Origin of the sequence: Oleidesulfovibrio alaskensis DSM 16109, from assembly GCF_000482745.1 — a bacterium.
GTDB lineage: Bacteria > Desulfobacterota > Desulfovibrionia > Desulfovibrionales > Desulfovibrionaceae > Oleidesulfovibrio > Oleidesulfovibrio alaskensis.
On the sequence record NZ_AXWQ01000005.1, the window covers coordinates 148,251 to 170,146 of the forward strand.

At 54.3% G+C, this 21,896-nt stretch carries 16 protein-coding genes and 1 tRNA gene; 14 read left to right on the forward strand and 3 right to left on the reverse strand.

The annotated features are described in order from the left end of the window. Nucleotides 1-21: 21 nt before the first annotated feature. From H586_RS0103475 to feoB, 7 genes are all read left to right on the forward strand, one after another. Complete coding sequence (locus tag H586_RS0103475; protein ID WP_162147948.1) at nucleotides 22-720, forward strand: 4'-phosphopantetheinyl transferase family protein; 699 nt, start codon at nucleotides 22-24, stop codon at nucleotides 718-720. Continuing rightward, complete coding sequence (locus H586_RS18015) at nucleotides 704-1,792, forward strand: adenine nucleotide alpha hydrolase family protein (RefSeq protein ID WP_051363840.1); 1,089 nt, start codon at nucleotides 704-706, stop codon at nucleotides 1,790-1,792. Before H586_RS0103475 ends, H586_RS18015 begins: the two co-directional genes overlap by 17 nt. A 2-nt stretch (nucleotides 1,793-1,794) precedes the next feature. Continuing rightward, the gene (locus H586_RS18020) at nucleotides 1,795-3,549 is read left to right on the forward strand and encodes an ABC transporter ATP-binding protein (RefSeq protein WP_051363841.1); all 1,755 of its coding nucleotides are present in this window, start codon (nucleotides 1,795-1,797) and stop codon (nucleotides 3,547-3,549) included. Further along, complete coding sequence (locus H586_RS18025) at nucleotides 3,542-5,293, forward strand: ABC transporter ATP-binding protein (RefSeq protein ID WP_051363842.1); 1,752 nt, start codon at nucleotides 3,542-3,544, stop codon at nucleotides 5,291-5,293. The genes H586_RS18020 and H586_RS18025 overlap by 8 nt, the downstream gene beginning before the upstream one ends. A gap of 182 nt (nucleotides 5,294-5,475) precedes the next feature. Beyond that, nucleotides 5,476-7,623, forward strand: coding sequence for a TonB-dependent receptor (locus tag H586_RS0103495; protein ID WP_027181378.1), 2,148 nt, complete (start codon nucleotides 5,476-5,478; stop codon nucleotides 7,621-7,623). Between the two features lie 173 nt (nucleotides 7,624-7,796). Next, complete coding sequence (locus H586_RS0103500) at nucleotides 7,797-8,030, forward strand: FeoA family protein (RefSeq protein ID WP_011367554.1); 234 nt, start codon at nucleotides 7,797-7,799, stop codon at nucleotides 8,028-8,030. Nucleotide 8,031: 1 nt separating this feature from the next. Continuing rightward, nucleotides 8,032-10,017, forward strand: coding sequence for a ferrous iron transport protein B (gene feoB, locus H586_RS0103505; RefSeq protein ID WP_027181379.1), 1,986 nt, complete (start codon nucleotides 8,032-8,034; stop codon nucleotides 10,015-10,017). A 241-nt stretch (nucleotides 10,018-10,258) separates the two neighbouring features. Here feoB and H586_RS0103510 read toward each other — a convergent pair. Further along, nucleotides 10,259-10,335 (reverse strand) — tRNA-Met (locus H586_RS0103510). 111 nt (nucleotides 10,336-10,446) lie between these two features. Here H586_RS0103510 and H586_RS0103515 point away from each other — a divergent pair. From H586_RS0103515 to H586_RS0103525, 3 genes are read left to right on the forward strand one after another with little or no spacing between them, the layout of a single operon-like run. Further along, nucleotides 10,447-11,169, forward strand: coding sequence for a glycosyltransferase family 2 protein (locus H586_RS0103515; protein WP_027181380.1), 723 nt, complete (start codon nucleotides 10,447-10,449; stop codon nucleotides 11,167-11,169). A gap of 8 nt (nucleotides 11,170-11,177) precedes the next feature. Continuing rightward, nucleotides 11,178-11,459 carry a hypothetical protein gene (locus tag H586_RS0103520; protein WP_011367551.1) on the forward strand — a complete coding sequence of 94 codons (282 nt, stop codon included), beginning with the start codon at nucleotides 11,178-11,180 and terminating at the stop codon, nucleotides 11,457-11,459. Then, the gene (locus H586_RS0103525; RefSeq protein WP_011367550.1) at nucleotides 11,443-12,126 is read left to right on the forward strand and encodes a TVP38/TMEM64 family protein; all 684 of its coding nucleotides are present in this window, start codon (nucleotides 11,443-11,445) and stop codon (nucleotides 12,124-12,126) included. The genes H586_RS0103520 and H586_RS0103525 overlap by 17 nt, the downstream gene beginning before the upstream one ends. 106 nt (nucleotides 12,127-12,232) lie before the next feature. On the opposite strand, the gene metG is transcribed toward H586_RS0103525, so the two are convergent. Continuing rightward, a complete protein-coding gene (gene metG, locus H586_RS0103530; protein WP_011367549.1) occupies nucleotides 12,233-14,161 on the reverse strand; it encodes a methionine--tRNA ligase in 1,929 nt (642 codons plus the stop codon). 43 nt (nucleotides 14,162-14,204) lie between these two features. Then, entirely contained in the window at nucleotides 14,205-15,329 is a 1,125-nt protein-coding gene (locus tag H586_RS0103535; RefSeq protein WP_027181381.1) for a PSP1 domain-containing protein, read from the reverse strand. 240 nt (nucleotides 15,330-15,569) lie between these two features. Here H586_RS0103535 and H586_RS0103540 point away from each other — a divergent pair, with 240 nt between their 5' ends. From H586_RS0103540 to H586_RS0103560, 4 genes are all read left to right on the forward strand, one after another. Continuing rightward, complete coding sequence (locus tag H586_RS0103540) at nucleotides 15,570-16,133, forward strand: HD domain-containing protein (protein WP_027181382.1); 564 nt, start codon at nucleotides 15,570-15,572, stop codon at nucleotides 16,131-16,133. Between the two features lie 15 nt (nucleotides 16,134-16,148). Beyond that, nucleotides 16,149-17,144: a glycosyltransferase gene (locus H586_RS0103545; protein WP_027181383.1), complete on the forward strand. Its 996-nt coding sequence runs from the start codon at nucleotides 16,149-16,151 to the stop codon at nucleotides 17,142-17,144. Between the two features lie 186 nt (nucleotides 17,145-17,330). Beyond that, nucleotides 17,331-18,683, forward strand: coding sequence for an ATP-dependent 6-phosphofructokinase (locus H586_RS0103555; RefSeq protein WP_027181384.1), 1,353 nt, complete (start codon nucleotides 17,331-17,333; stop codon nucleotides 18,681-18,683). A 1-nt stretch (nucleotide 18,684) separates the two neighbouring features. Further along, a complete protein-coding gene (locus H586_RS0103560) occupies nucleotides 18,685-21,888 on the forward strand; it encodes a UvrD-helicase domain-containing protein (protein WP_027181385.1) in 3,204 nt (1,067 codons plus the stop codon). The last annotated feature ends 8 nt before the right edge of the window (nucleotides 21,889-21,896 follow it).

Consider the following 21,896-nt stretch of genomic DNA (forward strand, 5'->3'; position numbering starts at 1 on the left):
ATGCAATGCAGGTGCAATACGGTGGCTGTGGCGCGGTCTTTATCGCCGGATATACAGGTATTCTTCAGCGATGCACGGCATAGCCGGTGGCCGGAAGACTCTTATTACAAGACACTTTCCGAGCATGAAAAAAACAGAATGGCCGCGCTGGCCACCACACAGCTCAAGGAACAATACCTTTTTGCGCATGGCGTCAAACGTCTGATTCTGGGCCGGAAAACACACTGCGCCCCCGAACGGCTTGGCTTCGGCTTTTCACGCTTCGGCAAGCCGTTTTTGGCACATCCTGCAACCTCTCTGCAATTCAACATGTCCCATTCCGGCCCCTTTTGCATGCTGGGCATCAGTGCAGAATCACAGATAGGAGTTGATATTGAAATTCACAGTCACTCAATTTCATATCACACAATAATAGAGAACTACTTTTCTCCAACAGAGATAGCCATATGGAAAAAGACAAATCCAGCAAACAGTAAAAAAGCATTTTACAGATTATGGACACTCAAGGAAGCGGTTTTCAAATGCATAGGCTCGGGCCTGCTCATTCCGCTTAACGGCATAACCATCACTCTTACAGGCGGGCATTCTGCCATTGCCCACGCAGACAACGGGCTGCCATTGCCGTTTACACTGCTTCACGGACATATACACAATACTGCTTCATGGGCTGTCGCAGTACGTAACACGTCAAAGGAGCCACATAATGTTCCAATACACTGAAAAAAGATGCAGCAAGTGCCTTCTTCAGGAAGATACTGCGCGTAATTTTTTAATTAACGATGATGGTCTGTGCAGTTTTTGTGCAAATATGACCGAAGAAGAAAAGGACTATGCAAGACTTGAAGATGTGTTCAGAAATAAAATTGAACAAATAAAAGCACAAAAAAGCAAATACGATGCCATCATTATGATGAGCGGAGGAAAAGACAGTGCTTACCTTGCATGGCTTTTAAAAGAAAAATACGGCCTGACGATGCTTGCCCTGACTATAGACAACAATTTTGAATATGAAGAGACGTTTGAAAGAGCATCTGAGCTTTGCAAGACACTCGACATTGCCCATATGCAGTTCCGTATTCCACCCAGCCTTACCAGAACATTCTACCGGTTCATCATGAGTGAACAACCGCTGAAGGAAAAAGACTTCGGGCAGTTATGCCTGTATTGCGGCAAGTACCTTCTGGATCATGGCATTGTCATGGCAGAGCAATTCGGTATTCCGGCAGTTATTGTCGGCTATAACCCCGATCAGCTTTTCGGAATGGGCAGATCCATTGAAGTTGAAACCCAGACGTTCCGCATCCGGCAACAGCAGGCGATAGCCAGAAAAATAGAATTCCAGTTTAAAAAAGCCGAAGCCCATGCAGCGCAAAACAAGCTGCATGAACTGATACCTGTTTTCAAACTGGAGCACCCCCGATGCCAGCTGATCTATCCTTTTCTTTATCTGGAATACGAGCCGCTGAAGATGATGGACACAGTCAGGCGAGAGCTGGGCTGGCGCCCCATAGAGAGCTTTTCAAAAGGCACATACATCGCGTCGGGATGCAAGCTGCTTAAGCTGATGGCTGCTCTTGCAAAAATCAACAACGTCTCAAGTTATATGGACCTTGAATTTTCGAACCAGGTGCGCACTGGCGCCCTGACAAAAGAAGCACTGGAAAAATACTATGCCTCGCTTGAAGAGGATGAATCATTTTACACCGAACTGCTTTCACAGCTCGGAATCGCAGAACCGCTGCAGAGCCTTGCGGCAATTTCGCCTGCCGGTGCAGCAGGTAACAAGGGGTAATCATGCAAATGTACAAGAAAGTAATTGTCATGACACGCGGCAATCATTTTCTGCTAGGATTCGCCGCATTTTTTGCAATTCTGGATGTCCTGTTCGAGCTCATTCCATACTTTGCAGTCTACAGCCTTGTCATTCATACCACAGAAGGAACACTTACGGAACATGCCGTCGCTGTCCATAGCGGCATTGTGCTTTGTGCAATAATACTGCGGACGTTATCGAGATGGGCAAGTGCAGTGTCGGCGCACAAGGCCGGATACAGGACACTGTATAACATACGCATCAGGCTTGCGGACCATATCGGCAAACTTCCAGGCATGTATTTCACCCGGCAGTCCACAGGCAACCTGCACAAAATAATGACGGAAGATGTCGAAAGAATAGAAAATCTTCTGTGCCATCACCTGCCGGACCTGTTTGCATCCATTGCAGCTCCGCTTTTTACCCTTGCCGTATTTTTTGCCGTCGACTGGCGGCTGGCCCTTTTTGCACTGTGCCCGCTGCTGCTGGCAGTCTTATGCCAGCGGATACTTGCCAAAGAAGCCGCAAAACACATGCACACCTATCATGCAGCCATGGGAGCAATGACAGACAGCATCATGGAGTACACACGCGGTATAACTCTTATCAAATCTTTCAACCGCACTGCACGCACATTTACACGCTTTACAGACAGCGTACACGCTGTACGCGATGTTATGATCACATGGAACAAGAACGCCAGCACGTTTTATGCACTGTTCGGCACATCGCTCATAAGCGGTATTGTTTTTGTTCTGCCTCCGGGAATATGGCTCTACTCCGGCCATGGACTGACTTTTGAGTCACTGTTCCTCTTTTTGCTGCTTGTTTCCGGCTATGCGCTGCCTCTGGACAGGTTAAGCCGCTTTGCCAGCAAATTGCGGCAGATAGAAGAAGGCGTCGGCAAAATTGATGAAGTGCTATCAACACCGCCTCTTCCTCCTTCGCGTACCAACCTGAGCCCGCGCAGCGGTGACATACAGTTCAGCAACGTCACCTTCGGCTACACACCTGATGCGCCTTTTTTCCAGAATATTTCATTTACCATCCCCTACGGCAGACTCACAGCGCTGGTCGGCCCGTCAGGAGCAGGCAAAACAACGGCAGCGCAGCTTATTGCCCGCATGCAGGACGTATGGAGCGGTTCCATTTCGCTGGGGGGGGATGACTTGCGCGACCTGAATCAGGAGCAGCTGTTCGAACACATCGCTTTTGTATTTCAGGATACGTTCCTACTGAGCGACTCGGCCATGGCCAATATCCGCGCCGCGCGCCCTGATGCATCAGACGCTGAAGTAATACACGCTGCGACCATGGCAAAAGCACATGAGTTTATTGCATCGTTGCCGCAGGGCTATGCAACACCTCTAGGTGACGGCGGTGTACCGTTGAGCGGCGGAGAAAGACAAAGAATAGCCATCGCCCGTGCGTTCCTCAAAGATGCTCCCATTGTAATTCTGGATGAAGCCACAGCGTACACAGACCCGGAAAATGAAGTTGCCATCCAGCAGGCGTTAAGCACTCTTCTGGCCCGCAAAACCGTAATTGTCATTGCACACCGGTTAAGCACCATCACTGAAGCAGACAAAATCATTGTTTTTGATAACGGCAGCGTAGCGGAAACCGGCAAACACGATTCGCTGGTTGCTAACGGCGGAGTATATTCCCGCCTCTGGGCTGCGCAGCAGGCAAGCGACCAATGGGGGTTCAACATGCCGGAGGAACAGCATGCATAACATCACAGCACGTCTTAACATATCCAATGCAAAATTTATCCGGAGCACTTTGTATGCCGTGGGTGAAGCTTTTCTTAACGGTGCACCGCTGGGGGTTATCTATGCCGTACTCATAACCCTGCTTTCACCGTCAGCGCCTTCCTTCAACGTCACCATTGCCATTGTCATGCTGCTTGCCTGCTTTACAGTACAGGCATTCTGCTCCATACGATCACACAAGCTTGTTTGTGAGTACGCCTTTGAACTGGGAAGCAGAATACGCATTGCACTGGGAGAACACTTACGCAAGCTGCCACTGGGAACAATTTTCAGCAGGGACTCCGGCCATAATGTGGAAACACTGCTGCTTGACGTCACCAATGTGGAGCTGACCGCTTCACATATTTACAACAAAATCCTCTCGTGCATAGCCGTTCCTGCCATGATTGCAGTCATAATGCTGTTCATCAACCCATTCATGGTGCTTTTACTTCTGTCAACTCTTCCGCCGGCATTGATATTCCTTTATCTGTCCCATAAAAAAATGGACATGCTTGGCGGCAGAATGCTTACCGCAAGAAAGGATAGCACGGCACGCATCATAGAGTATATTCACGGCATTCAGACATTTAAAACACTGAACATCACCGGGCGCGCTTTCAGCCGTCTTACAAACACACTGCAGCACCTGACAAGCAACAGCATCCGCTTTGAATCGTTTATCTGGCCTGTAACAGAGCTCTACGCGTTCACAGCGTCACTGGGCATAGTCTGCATTCTTTACGTGGGAGGAACGCACTTCATTGAAGGTTCGCTCCCTCTTTTTCAGTTTCTGCTCTTCATGCTTGTGGCCTTACGGTTTTACATCCCTATCAATTCAGTAGGGCCATACATCTCCACACTAAGCTATCTAAAGCACTCCGCCGACAATATCGACGCACTTCTGAGCAGCCCGGAACAGACAGGCTCCATAACCAGTTTTCCGCAGGACTTTAAAAGCATTGCATTCCGGAACGTCAGCTTTGCTCACGGCAGCAAGCAGATACTGCGTGACCTGAGCTTTACTGCAGGACAAGGCACGGTAACCGCATTGGTCGGACCGTCCGGAGCCGGCAAGACAACCATAGCCAACCTGCTGATCCGCTTCTGGGACAGGCAGTCGGGTACAATAACCATAGGCGGTACCGATACGCAGACTCTTTCGCCGGACACCATATTGCAGAATGTTTCGCTGGTCATGCAGGACGCCTACCTGTTCAACGACACTGTTCTGGAAAACCTGAAAATGGCCAGAGAAACAGCCACGGAAAGTGAAATAATGCAGGCTGTAGAAGCGGCACGCTGCAAAGACTTCATAGACAGGCTGCCCCGGGGGATACACACCTGCATAGGAGAAAACGGCGCCCTGCTCTCGGGCGGAGAACGCAAAAGGCTTTCCATCGCCCGCGCAATCCTCAGGGACGCCCCCATTCTGATTCTGGATGAAGCGACAGCAGCGCTGGACACCGAAAACGAACGACTGGTGCAGCAGGCCTTCTCAGCAGTGGGCAAGGGAAAAACCGTATTCATTATTGCCCACCGGCTTTCAACCGTGCGCAACGCGGACCAGATTCTTTTCATCGAGCAGGGCCAGATTGCCGAACAGGGAACATTTTCCGAACTGCTGAAGCTGAACGGACGCTTCGCACATTTCTGGAATCTGCAGCACGCCATAAGTCAATGGAAACTGCGGCGCAGCAACGACTGCGAAGCCTCGGCTGCCTGATGCACGACACGGGGCCAACCTCGGCTATCTTTTTGCCGCAAAAAAAGAACCGATCGCGACAGCACCCCGCAACTTACTGACATACTGAATAACTTCAAATGCCTGTACGCTGCAAGCACACTACACTACTTCCAGCTACTTGCCGGTTACCTGCCGGAACATGTTCAGAGGAGAACGGACGTATGCTTTATTATGCAAAGCAATGGGGAGGCTTCGTTGCCTTAGGCTTTCTGCTGCTTGCGACCCCGTGGGCCGCTTTGGCAGATGATGGAAAAAACTCACCTCAGACTGATAAAGAAACTCACTATCAGCTTGATACTGTCACTGTCACAGTGGAAAAACGCGAACAGAACTCTCAGGATGTGCCAGCCAGCCTTTCTGTTCTTTCTGAAACAGCCATAGAAGATGCCGGGCTGACCTCCGTTGAAGAGGCGGTTTCCTACATGCCCAACATCCACTTCATTGACTTCGGCGCCGCATTCGAACAGCGCATATTCATGCGCGGACTCGGCTCCACACATAACGCTCCGGCTGTAAACTTCAACATCGACGGCGTCACGCAGTTCCGCAGCGAATCACTGGACATGGCCCTGTACGATATTGAAAGCATAGAGGTGCTGCGCGGGCCTCAGGGCACCCTGTACGGCAGAAACAGTCTTGGCGGTGTTATCAATATTACAACCCGCAAGCCGGACAACGAACTGCGCGGGCAGATACGCACCGACTTCGGCAACTACAATCTGCAGCAGTATCAGGGTGCTGTCAGCGGGCCGGTAATCAAAGACAGTCTGTACCTCGGGCTGGCGGGCTCGTACAAAGTCCGCGACGGATTCACCAAAAACGACTTTCTCGACAACGATGTCGACAACATGGAATCGGTAGACGGCCGGGTACATCTGCGCCTTGCCCCTGCAGACAGCAACTTTGAAGCCAACCTCAAACTGTATGCCGAAGGCGACAGACACGGCACCTCTGCCCTGCAGCTTCTGGACGATGTAAAAGACAACCCTCACACCGCCAACTTCGACCATGTGTCGGATACACACAGGCAGGTGCTGGGCAGTTCGCTTTCGCTTGAATGGAAACTTGATGACGGAGTATTCACCAGCATTTCCGCTTTCCAGAAGCTGAACCTCTGGTCCGACTCCGACTTCGACTTTTCCACCGCAGACATGAACACGTTTACCAACGACAGTGAAAGCTACCAGTATTCACAGGAATTGCGGTACTCGGCCGGAACCGACAAAGATATCTTCCGCTGGACAACCGGCGTGTACGCATGGGGCAGCCAGCAGGAAGATATCTCCTCCACCACCGACGGCAAAGATATGCCGCCCATGTTCGGCTTTCCCGGCAATGCAAACCACAACAAAGCCGATCTTGAAGGTTATGGTTTTGCTCCATTCGGTCAGGCCACGGTCACCGTTTTTGACAAGCTGGACCTGACGGCAGGTATAAGGTGGGAATGGGAAAAACGTGACGGTGATTTTCACGACTATACCGAACGCGCCGACACAGGCACCACGGTGGAAAACCTGAAAGGCAGCGACAGCATCATTTCCCAGCAGTGGCTGCCCAAATTTTCGGCGGCATACCACTTTACCGATAACCTGATGGCCTATGCATCGCTGGCGTGGGGTTACCGTTCCGGCGGGTTCAACTTCATGTACGACCCTAACAATCCGGAATCCGTCAGCTTTGATCCTGAAACTTCCATAAACTATGAAGTCGGCGTCAAATCCACCTGGCTGGACAACAGACTGTACGCCAACCTGTCTGCCTACTATATCGAAATTGAAGACATGCAGGTTTCGGTGGGTATTCCCGGCAAAATGACCATGCTTGTCGACAACGCAGGTGAAGCGCATTCCCGCGGAGCCGAACTGGAAGTTGGTGTGCGCCCCTTCACAGGCATGGATATCAACGCTTCATACGGCTATACCGAAATGGAATACGACAAGTACACAGATCCTGTTAAAAACGTGGATTATTCCGGCAAGACGCCCCCGTATGTGCCCAACCATACCTACTCGCTCTCTGCCCAGTACCGCTACCCGCTTACCGATACGCTTACGCTTTTCACGCGGGGTGAAGTCATCGGCGTGGGCAAACAGTACTGGGGCAGCGACAACGCGGTAAGCGAAGACCCGTATCAGCTGCTCAATGCCAGAATCGGGGTCGAATCCGAAGACTTTGACGTATACCTGTACGGCAAAAACCTCACAGATCAGGAATACCGCAAAATCGGCTATCTGACCGGCATGGGCGCCGTCTATGCCCAGTCGGGAGATCCGCTGACCTTCGGCGTCAACCTCGTCTACCGTTTCTAGCTCCCCTTACTGCCCCGACTGTCACAGACAGTCCCCGAACAGCGGGAGGCTCTGCCTGAGAGCCTCCCGTTTCTTCTGCCGGTACGTTTGCGTCAGAATTATGCCCGATCACGATATTCCGTTCCGCACCGTTGGCGTAACTGGAATACTATATCACCCCTCAAGGAGTTTATATGTGCCTGACCCATCTGCAGGAACTGCAAAAAGCCGTTGTGACCGCCGTTAGCGGAAATCAGGAATTACTGAAACGCCTCGCCTCAATGGGACTGTGCTCCGGCACCACGGTGCGCATGCTGAAAGCACGTAAAAAAGGCCCTCTGCTGGTCGAATGCAAGGGAACATATCTGGCGCTGTCGTATGATATCGCATCCCGCATCCGTCTTGAACCTGCTCAGGCGGTGTTGTGACATGTCAGCCGGTACTCACGTAGTTGCCCTTGCAGGTCAGCCCAATACGGGAAAATCGACCATTTTCAACGCCCTGACAGGAATGTATCAGGAAGTGGGAAACTGGGCCGGAAAAACGGTCGAAAAAAGAACCGGCCAGGCAAGCAGACAGGATGGCGGCTACGCAGTGATCGATCTGCCCGGAACATACTCGCTGGATGCTCTTTCGCAGGAAGAACGTATCGCCGCTGATTTCATCAAAAACTATTCACCGGATGTCACTGTAGTTGTGGCCAGTGCGGTAAGCCCGCAAAGAACATTGCATTACGCGCTGGACGTCATCATGCTGCAAAAGCCCATGGTTCTGGTGATGAACATGGCGGATATAGCCAGAGGCAATTCGCAGCATCTCGATGTTGAAAATATCTCACAAAAAACCGGTGTACCGGTTCTGCTGCTCTCCGCCTCACGCAAGCAGGAACTCGGCCAGCTCAAGCAGGCCATCGCACAGGCCCTCAAGGTTCCTCCTGTTCCCAAGCATATCGTGCCGGAGCTTGCTTCCGGACTTCCTGAAGGACTCAATCGCAGCTTCACCGCTCTGGTACAGCAGGTCTGCGATGTTTCGGGATTTACCCGGATGCGGTCCGAAATACTTGTATGGAAAGCTATGGAAGGCGGGGAAGAAGAAAGGGACATCCTGCGCAGCACAGTGGGCGAAGATGCGGCGTGGGTACAAAATGACCTGCTTGTGCAGCCTTATGTGCAGCAGGCACGCTACGGCTGGCTGGAAGAAGCTCTGGGGACAGGCAGCACCGCACCCGCATCGTCAAAAACCGTTTCATATGACAGGTGGCTCCTGCATCCTTTTGCAGGTGCGCTCGCCATGGCAGGCATACTGCTGCTCTCCATCATCGTGGGATTCGGGCTGGGGTTCCCGCTGGCCCTCAAGATCGGGCAGACATCACAGGCACTGGAAGCAATTGCCAGTGCAGGCATTCCGCAGGATATGATTGTCACAAAGGCACTGTTCACCGGCACATGGCGCGGGGTGGGCGCGGTGCTCAGCATGCTGCCGTTCATCATGGTTTTCTACGCGGTTTTTGCCGTGCTTGAAGACATCGGCTACATGGCAAGGGCGGCGTTCATCATGGACAGGGCCATGACCCGCATAGGGCTGAACGGCAAGGTATTCATTCCTCTGCTTTTTTCCATGCCGTGCAACATTACAGGAATCATGGGCTGCAGGACCATAGACGACCAGCGCATGCGCAAACTCGCTGTTCTGCTGGTACCGCTGGTGCCCTGCGCGGCCAAACTGATAGTGCTGGTTTCTTTGGCAAGCTGGCTCTTTCCGCCTCTTCAGGCTCTTGCCGTGGTATTTTCGCTGATAAGCCTCAACATGCTTATTCTGGGGGGCTGCAGCCTTGTTTTCGGACGCTTCATTCCCCGTCAGAGCAGCATCAGCGGTCTGCTGATGGAACTGCCCCACTATCACCGGCCCAACATCCGCACCATTTCGCGTCAGGTATTCAGAAACACACTGGCTTTTCTGAAAAAAGCGTCCACATTGATTGTCAGTTTCAGTGTAATAGTCTGGTTTGTTTCATATTACCCCGGCGGCAGCATAGAAACAAGCCTGATGGGCCAGCTGGGCAAATACCTTACACCGCTGGGGGCCCCCATGGGAGCGGACTGGCGGCTGATAACCTCGCTTCTGGCTTCGTGCATCAGCAAAGAGGCGGTGCTGGCCACCATGGGCGTTATCTACAACACCCCCATCGGGGCGCTGCCCGCAACGCTCAAGGCCACAGTCAGCCCGCTTTCAGCCATTGCCTTCATGTGCGCGCAAAGTCTGTTTATTCCGTGCATTGCCACTCTGGGCATGATGTACAACGAGACAGGCTCTTACCGCACGCTTGCGGTAGTCATCAGCTATACCATTCTTCTTCCTTTCATCGTGGCCACTGCAGTTTTTCAGATAGGCAGCATGGTGGCAGCAACATACTGACGTCCGATACACATCTTCCCGCGGGCAAAACCAAACGCCGCCTGCGGGAAGATGCATAATCAGACCCCCGGGGCGGACAGCGCATAAAAGATGCTCCGTAAACGGCACACCGTATGGCATCCGCCTGCAAACATCCCAACCTGATGCTAGATGATGGGCTGACGCAAAACAGACTCTCCGGCAGGATGGAAAACAAAAAAAACGGCAACCAATCTTCTGATCGGTTGCCGTTCTGCGTTCATGGTAGCGGGGGCAGGATTTGAACCTACGACCTTCGGGTTATGAGCCCGACGAGCTACCGTGCTGCTCCACCCCGCGACATGCAGCCAGAGATGTTTCCCTGACCGAGAGGGAGTATCTAGCCCTTGCCGCGACAAGTGTCAACAAGTGATTTACATCCAATGCCGAATTGCATATGAAAGCCGAGCTATGTCTGACATTACTTTTTTCTCCGTTGTCGTTCCCGTTTTTAACGAAGAAGAAAACCTCCCTGTCCTGTACGACGAAATAAGCCGCGCTGCGGCTGTCACAGGTAAGGAGTGGGAGGTTGTCTTTGTTGATGACGGCAGCAAGGACCGCAGCCTTGATGTCATAAAGGAGCTTTCGGCAAAAAGCTCCCATGTGCGCTTCGTTGCGCTGCGAAACAATTGCGGACAATCTGCCGCATTCAGTGCGGGCTTTGAAGCTGCCCGCGGCGATGTTATTGTCACCATGGATGCAGACCTGCAGAATGACCCCGCTGATATTCCTTCCATGCTTGCGGAATACGCCCGAGGCTTTGACATGGTCATAGGATGGCGTGCCAACCGCAAAGATACCGTTGCCAAAAAAATCGCTTCGAAAATAGGCAACCGTATACGCAACTGGCTGAGCGAGGAAACCGTGCGCGATACGGGCTGCTCACTCAAAGTCATGCGCAGCAGCATGGCCAAGCGCATCCCGATGTTTACGGGCATGCACCGCTTTCTGCCCACATTGATGAAGTGCCAAGGCGCCACTGTTTCCGAAGTCAGGGTCAACCACCGTCCCAGACTGCACGGCACATCCAAATATGGCATATGGGACAGGGCAAAAACGACGTTTTTTGACCTGCTGGCCATCCGCTGGATGAAAAAGCGCTACATCTGTTACGCCATCAAAGAAAAAAACTGATCCGCCCCATGGAAACCCCGGATCTGCGGCACTGGATTCTTTTCTGGAGCGGACTTGCCGCCCAGATTCCGTTTCTGTGGTTTCTTGTACGCATTTCCTTTACGGGAAGGTATTCCAGCACATCGGCACGGCTGAAAGCCCGCTTTGCATGTGCCGTTGCAGGAGCAGCGGCCTGCTGTGTCTTTGCCGCACTGGAACAGGATCAGCTTTTATTCTGGGGACAGGCCGCGGCCATGATGTGCTACATAAAACTGGCGCAGCACCAGAGCAGAAATGAACAAAAAAAATAAAGCAGTCGCCAAAACCTTCATGATTTTTGCCGCACTGGCCGCTGTCATTTACGCGGTTCATGCCGCAGGTCTGGATACCATGTTCGATACGGCATGGGTCGATACCCATATCCGCGGACGCGGCGTGTGGGGATATGTCCTGTTTCTGCTTGTCAGCGGCGGGCTGACTGCTGTAGGCGCTCCGCGGCAGTTTGTCAGCTTTCTGGCGGGGTACGCCTTCGGTGCGCTGATGGGCACCGTATGGGGCGTGCTTGGCACCACGCTGGGCTGTGCCTTTGTTTTCGGCTGGGCCAGAGTGGCAGGACGGGGCTATGTGCTGAAAAAACACGGCAGACGTATAGAAAGACTGAATAACTTCATAGAACGCAACCCCTTCAGCATGACACTGGTCATCCGCTGCCTGCCCGTGGGCAACAACCTGCTGACCAATCTTGCCGCCGGAGTAAGCAACATCCCCGCCGCAACATTTATCGGCGGTTCGTTCATCGGCTACATACCGCAAACCCTCATTTTTGCCCTGCTGGGCAGCGGGGTGCGGGTGGACCCTGTATGGCGGACCACCATCAGCGGCCTGCTGTTTGCCGTTTCCACCCTGCTGGGCTGGATGCTGTACCGGCGTTACAGGGTAGAAAAAACACTGGACGACCCTGAAAACGGATCTGAATAGCCCGCCTGCACCAACTTGCATACTTTCCGGCTTTGCCGACAAAAAAACGCCGCCCGAGCATCTCTCAGGCGGCGTTTGTATTTTTATCCTCTGCAGGTCTGAACCGTCAAGAAGCCCGCGTACCGGCAGGAACAGGATTGGATGCCGTAAGCAACTCCATGCCGTCTTCCGTACGCAACGCCAGAATCATCCCCTGCGACTCCAACCCGCGCAGTTTGCGCGGCTTCAGGTTGGCCACAACGACCACCTGACGTCCCGTCAGCGCATCGGGAGCAAAGAATTCTTTCAAACCGGCGATGATCTGTCTGGGCTGCTCTTCGCCCAGATCGACCTCGATGCGGTACAACTTATCCGCCTTGGGATGATTTTCAACTGTCAGCACGGTGCCCACGCGCAGCTCGACCTTCTGAAAGTCTTCGAACTCGGCATACTCAACAGCAGGCACTGCCACAGGCTGTGCTTTCGGAACCGGCTGCTCGGCAGGGCGGTCTTTTTCCTTTGCCACCTCCACCCGCGGGAAAAGGCCGGAAGAAACTTCGACCTTGCCACCCGCCTGCAATGTGCCCCAGGCTTCGGCTTCATCCTGCAGCCTGGTACCGGCAGAGTCAAAGCATACATGCAGCTGACCCAGCATTGCTTCGGACGCTTCGGGCATGACAGGCCACAGATTGACAGCGACTTTCCGCATGCATTCCAGCAGCACGTACAGCACAGTGCCCAGCCGGGCCGTATCACCGGTTTTATAAAGCGTCCACGGGGCGCTGCTGTCCACATACTTGTTCAGCGCGCGCACAAGCTCCCACAATGATTCCAGCGCATTGGAAAAGCGCACGCGTTCAAACAGGCGGACATAGTTGCGGCAGGCATCCTTGGCCAGATTGATGATATCTTCATCATCCGCAGTATATGCGGCAGGAGAAGGTACCACACCGTCAAAGTACTTACCTGTCATGGAAAGCACACGGCTGAACAGGTTGCCGAGATCATTGGCCAGATCAGCATTAAGACGGGCTACCAGTGCCTCTTCGGAAAAACTGGCGTCGCTGCCGAAATGCATCTCGCGCAGCAGAAAATACCGGAAAGCACTCAGCCCGTACCGGCCGGCCATTTCAAGAGGCTCTATGACATTACCGAGCGACTTGGACATTTTGGTGTCGCGCACCAGCCAGTAACCGTGCACATTCAGGTTGTTGTACGGTTCAAACCCGGCCGCTTTAAGCATGGTGGGCCAGAACACGGCATGGGGCTTCAGAATGTCCTTGGCCACCAGATGCTGCACTCCGGGCCAGAACGTCGTAAACTCTTCTCCGTCGGGCCAGTTAAGCGCCGACACATAGTTCAGCAGCGCGTCAAACCACACGTAACACACGTAATCCGTGTCAAACGGCAGTTCCACCCCCCATGAAAGGCGGCTTTTGGGACGGGAAATGCACAGGTCTTCAAGCGCGCCGCTGTCCAGCAGCGAAAGCACTTCGTTACGATACCGCTCGGGGCGGATAAAATCGGGATTGTCCAGAATATACTGCCTCAGCCAGTCCTGATATTTGGACATTCTGAAAAAGTAGTTCTTTTCGGCAATGTATTCCGGCTTGACCTGATGCTGCGGACAAAGTCCGTTCTCCAGCTCTTTTTCGGTATAAAAACGTTCACACCCGTAACAGTAGTGCCCGCCATATTCGCCGAAATAAATATCTCCGCTGTCGTACACCTTCTGCAGGACGGCCTGTACGCATTTTTTATGCGATTCATCGGTGGTGCGGACAAAACGGTCATAGGTAATGCCCATGGAGGGCCACAGGTCACGGAAAGTGGCGCTTATGGAGTCCACATATTCCTGCGGGGTGCAGCCGTTTTTTTCTGCAGCCTGCACTATTTTATCCCCGTGTTCGTCGGTACCGGTCAGAAAAAAGGTTTTCTTGCCCAGCAGCGTATGAAAACGGCGCAGCGCATCAGCCACGATGGTCGTATATGCATGTCCCAGATGGGGCTTGGCGTTAACGTAGTAAATGGGGGTCGTGATGTAAAAAGGTTGCAACGTCTACTCCTCGTCTTTGCAACGGCGATATGATCGTTCGGGGTTAGTCGTTCTGATCGTATTCGTCGGTTCTGGTACGGCGTTTGCGTTTACGCTTGCCGCGGGTGGTCCGGCGTGATGTACCGTCGGCGCTCTTTACCTGACTTTTACGGCGTTCGGCCTGCTTGGCCGTCTTGTCATCAGCGGCAGGCTCGGAAGGTGCCGCAGACGCTGCGTCAGCAGGCTGCGGGGCAACGGCAGCCTGAGGAGCTTCAGCCGTCTGAACAGGCGCAGCAGGCTCACCCGCCGGGGCAGCTTCTTCCGGTGCGGGACGTGCCGCCTTTTCAGGCTGCGGCTGCTTCTGCGGCTGGGGAGCATCCGGCCTGTGCGGATTGATCTCACGCCAGTCATCAAGCGAAATTTCTGCTTCTTCGCCCCCCTCACGCAGCACAGTTACACTGTTGCGGAACATGTTGGCCCGCAACACTTTTGCTCCGCCTTCATCAGTCTGGTATTTTTTACCAAGCTTGGGGCAACGGCGGTGAAAATCTTCATAGTTTTCCTGCTCATAGCTCAGGCAGCACAACAGGCGTCCGCAAATGCCCGAAATTTTGGCAGGATTAAGAAAAAGATTCTGTTCTTTCGCCATCTTGATGGTGACAGGTGCAAACTTGCGCAGAAAGCGACGGCAGCAGCAGACCATACCGCAGTTGCCCACCGCACCGATCATCTGGGTTTCATGGCGTACGCCTATCTGCCGCAGCTCGATACGGGTGCGATAGTTTTTAACCAGTTCCTTGACCAGTTCACGAAAGTCTATGCGTGTGGGAGCTGTAAAATAAAAAACTATCTTGCTGCGGTCGAAAAAGACCTCCACATCCACAAGCTTCATATCCAGCCCGAGGCTGCGTATGCATTCGTTGCAATATGCCGCGGCTTCACGCTCCAGTCCGGCATTTTCTTCCGCCGCGCTCAGATCTTCTGAACCTGCCAACCTTTCCACCGGCTTCAATTCGGTGGTTTCGGCATCTTCGGGCAGGTCATCGCGCAGCGTTACCACCTCGCCCAGTCCTTCGCCCTGCTCGGTGCTGACAACAACATTGTCTCCGGGCTGCAGCTCAAGACCGGCGCGGTTAAAATAATATATCTGTCCGTATTCACGGAACTTAACGCCAACAATACTGCTCATTGAAAAAATATCCTTTGCAGCGGGCGTGCCCGCCGCCTGCGGTGCGCATGACAGGCGTTTTCACACGCCTTTTTATTTACTGTACGAAATAACCTCCTCTTTTCCGCTTTTATGAGCAAGCTGTCAATAAAGCCATTCTGTGGTTGTCAGCAGGACGATTGTGCATTATTTAACTAGCTCCGGAATAAAAATAAGTCCGGCATGTTTCCGGACGAAGACCGCTCTGAAAGGAGAACGTTCATGCTGACCAGAACCGAAGCGCTGGAGTTGCTTCGCGGTCCGGGTCCCGAGCCGCACCTTGTGCACCACGCCCTCCAGTCCGAAGCTGTCATGCGCAATGTCGCACAGCGTAAAGGCGAAGACGCAGACCTGTGGGGCCTGGTCGGACTGCTGCATGACATCGATTTTCCTCTGACCAAAGACACCCCCCAACGCCATGGCCTGGTGGCTATGGATCTGCTGGCAGAAAAACTGCCCGAATCTGCTCTGGCCGCCATACGCGCCCACAATTCAGAATGTACCGGCCATGCGCCGCAGTCCGCACTGGACTGGGCCCTGCGCTGCAGCGAAAGCGTGACCGGCCTGGTGGCCACAAACGCGCTGGTACGCCCTCAGGGTATGCAGGGCATGACACCCAAGAGCCTTAAAAAGAAAATGAAGGACAAGGCGTTTGCCGCCAGTGTCAACAGAGACAGAATACGGGAATGTGAGCAGATTGGCCTGGAGCTTGGTGATTTTCTGCAGATCGCCATTGACGCAATCAGCCCCATCGCAGCCGAAGTCGGCCTTGCCAAAGCGGGCTAGCCCAAAGGATTCGCCATGAAACTATCATTCGTTATCGTAACCCGAAACGTCAACAAGTACATCGGAAGCTGCCTCGAATCTGTTTTCGGCGCACTGGCCGACGTGTCTGCTCTGGGCGCGGAAGCCGAGATTTTTGTTGTGGATAACGCCTCTGCCGACGGCACCGCCCGCAGCGCCCGCAATGCCGGCAGCGCCGTCACTGTTATTGAAAACACCACGGACACAGGATTTGCAGCAGCAGCCAACAAAGCTCTGCGGCAAGCCACCGGTGATCTGGTATTTTTTCTTGATCCGCGTACGGAAGTACTGCCCGGCTCTCTGCGCCGCATTCTTGACCACATGGAAACACACACCGACTGTGCCATTGCCGGCGGCAAAGTGGTGGACAAAAAAGAACTCACCGTCCGCGGTGCCCGCCGTTTGCCCGGTTTTCTGACAAAATTCACCGAAGCTTTCGGCCTTGCCGCCATGGCTCCCGCCACATGCCTTAATCATGCTGCCTATGGTGGCAGACGCATGGAGCAACCCGCAGAAGTTCAAAGCGTGCCTTTCAGCTTTGCCTGCGTACGCATGGAAGCCTTCCGCTGTCTCGGCCCGCTGGACGAACGCTTTTTCGGAGGATTTGCAGATACTGATTTCTGCCGCCGCGTGCACAAAGCGCTTAATCCCGCAAGAAAAACAGCATATGTGCCTCAGGCCAGAGTCCGCCTGCTGGACGGTTTTGCCATGAAACAGGAAGTGCACGATTTTGATCTGTACGGCACGGAAGTCGTGCGCCACCGCGTGCGCAGCGAAATGATGTACGTATGGAAAAACTACTGCATTCTCACCTCTGCAGCCAATACGTTGCTTGATCTTGCAGCCCACTCTCTGCGTTTCTGTGTCAACATTCTGCCTGTGGTGGGAGACTGCACAAAAAGCCGCCATAATGCAGTGGTTATTAAAGAAACCGCACTGGCCATGATAGACACCCAGCTGGGAACACAGTATCCTGCCACTCCGTGGGAATAGCCGGTTCTCTCCCGTTTTACAAAAAGGCCGGAAGCGTTCCGGCCTTTTTTATGCGCCTGTCCGTAACAAAAAATACAGGCAGAAAGGGGCAAATCCCGCTATCGTCATGTGAGGCATCTGGAAAAGCAAACAACCATGTGATACTTTTGCCTTTGTTCATCAGCCAACCTGTATTCAGGAGGAAGCATGACTGCCACCCGTTTTGAAAGCGGTTCCATAGTTCTGGACACCACCATCCCCAATCTGGGACCGGCCAAAATTCCGTCGCCTCTGTCATACTGCCGCTTTGCCAACGAAGAGCAGGGACTCAGTCTGTTTCTTGATCACGATCAGGTTGAAGAACTGGGCGATGAAGTAGTTCCGCTCACATTCGAGCCTGCCGGCCCCCGCCGTCATGTCTACTTTGACACTTCCAAAACCAAATGCGCCATTGTCACCTCCGGCGGGCTGTGCCCCGGCATCAATGATGTCATCCGCGCCATAGTGATGGAAGCGTACCACAACTACCGCGTTCCCGCAGTGCTGGGCATCAAGTACGGGCTTGAAGGGTTCATTCCCCGCTACGGCCATGACGTGGTGGAACTGACGCCCGCCCTTGTGGGCGACATACACCAGTTCGGCGGCACCATTCTGGGTTCTTCGCGCGGGCCGCAGTCGCCGGAAGAAATAGTGGACGCTCTGGAGCGGATGAACGTCAATATTCTTTTTATGATTGGGGGCGACGGCACCATGAAGGCCGTCAGATCCATAACCGGCGAGATCAATCAGCGCAGGCTGAAAATCAGCGTGATAGGCATTCCCAAAACCATCGACAATGATATCAATTTCATCAGCCAGTCATTCGGGTTTGAAACCGCTGTGGACAAAGCCACCGAGGCTATTCAGTGCGCACACACCGAAGCTGTGGGCGCCATGAACGGCATAGGACTGGTCAAACTCATGGGGCGCGAATCGGGCTTCATTGCCGCGCAGGCGACATTGTCGCTCAAAGAAGTGAATTTTGTTCTGGTACCGGAGACTCCTTTCACCCTGCACGGTGAAGACGGTCTGCTCAATGCACTGGCCCAGCGGCTGCGCGAACGCAGCCATGCCGTCATCGTGGTGGCAGAAGGTGCCGGCCAGCATCTGCTTTCGGGTTCGCATGACACCGACGCCAGCGGCAACCCTATTCTGGGCGACATTGCAACTCTGCTGCGCACGGAAATCAAATCACACTTTGACAAACTGGGCATACCGCACACGCTTAAATACATAGACCCCAGTTATATCATCAGATCAGTCCCTGCCAATGCCAACGACAGGGTATACTGCGGTTTTCTGGGCCAAAACGCCGTACACGCCGGCATGGCCGGTAAAACAGGCATGGTTGTGGCAAAACTGATGGACAGGTATATTCATCTTCCGCTGGACCTTGTGACCAGCAAGCGGCGCAAACTCAATATCATCTCCGACTTCTGGCGTGCGGTGCTCGAATCAACAGGTCAGAGCCATCTGGCCGGTATGGTTCCGCCCGAAGCCAGAAGCTGCCCCAGAGCGTAACATGCTGCAACAGATAAAGGCGTCTGCCGGTTCCGGCAAAACGTACCGGCTTACCGGTGAATTTCTTGACCGGCTGCGCGCCGCGTCCGAAGAGTCTTCCGCCGCCTGTGCATTAGCCCCTGCGGGCGCGGCTTACTGCTGGCCTGAAATACTGGCCGTCACCTTCACCAACAAGGCCGCCACGGAAATGCAGGAACGCATTATCCGTACCCTAAAGGAACGGGCTCTGGGCATGGGCGCCAGCGGCCCCGCGGCTGACTGGCCGGCGTCCGGAGCGCGCCGCTGGGTGAACACCATGCTGCGGCGGTATTCTTCGCTCAATGTGCGCACCATAGACAGCCTGCTGCATATGCTTGTACGGCTGTGTGCTCTAGAGCTCGGCCTGCCGCCGGACTTCGAGCCGGTCTTTGACGAAGAGGAAATTTTCACCCCGCTGTACGAACGCATGCTCGAACAGGCCCGCAGCGGCTCTCATCAGCTCCGGCAACAGCTGGTGGATGCTTCGGAGTCGCTGCTGTATCACGCCGACATGCAGGGCTTTATGGCGGGCAACTCCCTGCGCGAAAGGCTGCTTCACCTTATGCGGTACCGCCTGCGCCATCCCGAGGAAGAAATGCCTTGCGTCGACGCCGCAGAGCTGAAGGCCCGCATGGCGGAACATATGCATGCACTGCAGGCATCCGCAGGTTTTCTTCTGCAGGGCATTGAACGCGAAAAACTGGCAGCCAGTGCGCACTATGTCAATTTTCTCAAAAAACTGCCGCCTCTCGGCAGTCTTTCCGTCGTTCCCGAATCAAAAATGGGAACCAAGCCGGATATTGACGACTGCCTGAACAAAAAATCAAAGGGAACCGCATCTGCAGACATGCGCCGTGCCCATGATGAACTGACCAGAGCGTACGGCTGGCTGAGCAGGGAAGGCAAACTGATGCGCCGCGCCCTGCAGCAGGCGCCGTTCATCACCCTTATCAACCTGCTTACAGAACAGGCCCAGAGCATGCTCAAGCAGGAAGGGCTGGTACCCAACGCGCTCTGGCCCGCTTATGCCCGCACCGTGCTGTCCGGCGAGGCCGGCGCGTCCGAAGCGTTCTGCCGCATGGGCACCCGCCTTACGCATCTGCTGGTGGACGAATTTCAGGATACCAGCCGGGATCAGTGGCAGGCCATCATGCCGCTGGCCACGGAATGTCTGGCCAAGGGGGGCAGCGTCACTTACGTGGGCGACGTAAAGCAGGCCATTTACAGCTGGCGCGGCGGCGATTCCGACCTGTTTGACGGCGCTCTGGAAGAACCGGAACTGCGGGCCATATGCCCCTCTCCGCGCCAGCTGCTCCTGCCGTTCAACTGGCGGAGCAGCGAAATTGTGGTGACCACCAACAACCGGCTGTTCGAGCCCCTCGGTTCCGGCCAATCAGCACTGGCTGCCGCACGCGCCATCTGCGATGACGACGCTCCCGAAGAAGTTATCCAAGAAGCAGCGTCACGCATTCTGCGCTCCTTTACCGGCACCGCCCAGCAGGTGCCGGAACACAGACAAGGCTCGGGCGGTCTGGTACGGCTGTACGACCTGTACGCCGATTCTTCGGAAGATCTGTATGAAAGTGTGAAGGAAGAACTGCACAGACTTATCACTGAAGAACTTTCCGGACGCCGCCAGTGGCGCGACATTGCCGTACTGGTCCGCTCAAACCCTGAAGCCGGACGGGTGGCCGAATGGCTTGTGGAATGGGATATTCCCATCATCACCGAAAACAGTCTGCGGCTTGCCGACCACCCGCTGATCACGCAGACCGTGGCATTTTTGCGTTTTCTCGACTACCCGCTGGATGAACTGGCGCTGTGCGAAGTGCTCTGCGGATGCGAACTGTTCGGCGGAGCAGGCGGACTCGCTCGTGCCAGCCTTGACGGGCAGCTTGCAACGCGCGGTGACAGGCCGCTCATCACATGGCTGCGGGAAACTTACCCCGACATATGGAAAACATGGTTTGCCCCGTTTTATACTCAGGCAGGCCTGATGAGCGCGTATGATACGGTGCAGGAACTTTTCAACCGGTTCATGGTCTGCCGCCGCCACCCTGCGGATACCGTGTTCATCCGCAGGTTTCTGGAAATAGTCCACGCTGCGGATGCCAGAGGACTGCGCTCGTTGTCCACATTTCTGGAATACTGGCAGCAACACGGCACGGAAGAAAAAGTGCCCATGCCCGATAATCTTGATGCGGTGCGCATCATGACCATGCATAAATCCAAAGGCCTTGAATTTCCGGTGGTCATCATCCCATTTCATCATCACACGCTGCAAAACGACAACACGCCGGTGCGCACCACTGTGGACGGGCAGGACGTCATGGTTGCAGCCTGTGCCGAACTGGGTGCGCAGTGGTACGCCGCACGGGCACGTGACGCATGTGAGCAACTTAATCTGCTGTATGTGGCGTGGACCCGTCCCGTGGATGAACTGCATGCCTTTCTCGGCTGCACCTCCCGCAACGAAAATAAAGCACCTATGCTATCCGCTCTGCGTGTCATGCTGGGAGAAGATTACCCCGCACGGGGCGAAACGGTGCAATGGGGCGAAACACCGCACGCACAGGCTGCAGGCAGCAGCCCCGCCGGCACAACCGCCGATGCCGTGCAGCAGCCATGCGCTGGCTCCGCCCCATGTTCCGCCCCTGCGGAACCGGCAGCGGCGCTGCAGAGCTGGATGCCCATGGACTGGTTGCCCACGCTCAAGATTTTCCGCAATCCGCTTGAAGATGTGGTTTTTGACGAACGCAGACGGGGAGAACTGGCGCACAGCTGCATGGAGTCACTCAAGCTGACAGGTGACACGGAAAGCGATATCCGCAGAGCTGTCAGCCATGCGCTGGAAAAATGCCCTTTTCCTGTACCGGACAAAGAAAGCACCGCGCAGGAACTGCATGGCATGCTGCGCTGGGCTGCCTCTCTGCCTGACATGCCCCGCTGGCTTGCGCACGGACAACCGGAACAAAGCGTCATGGACGCCGACGGTGCTTTGCACCGTGTGGACCTGCTGGTGGATGACGGGCACACCCGTACCGTTGTGGAATACAAAACCGGAGCACAATCTGCCGCCCACAGGCAGCAGGTATCGCGCTATCTCAACCTGCTGCGGCAGATTTCCCCCGTGCCTGCGGCAGGCGTCATCATCTATCTGGATCTGCAGCAAACAGTCACGGTATAACCACGGAA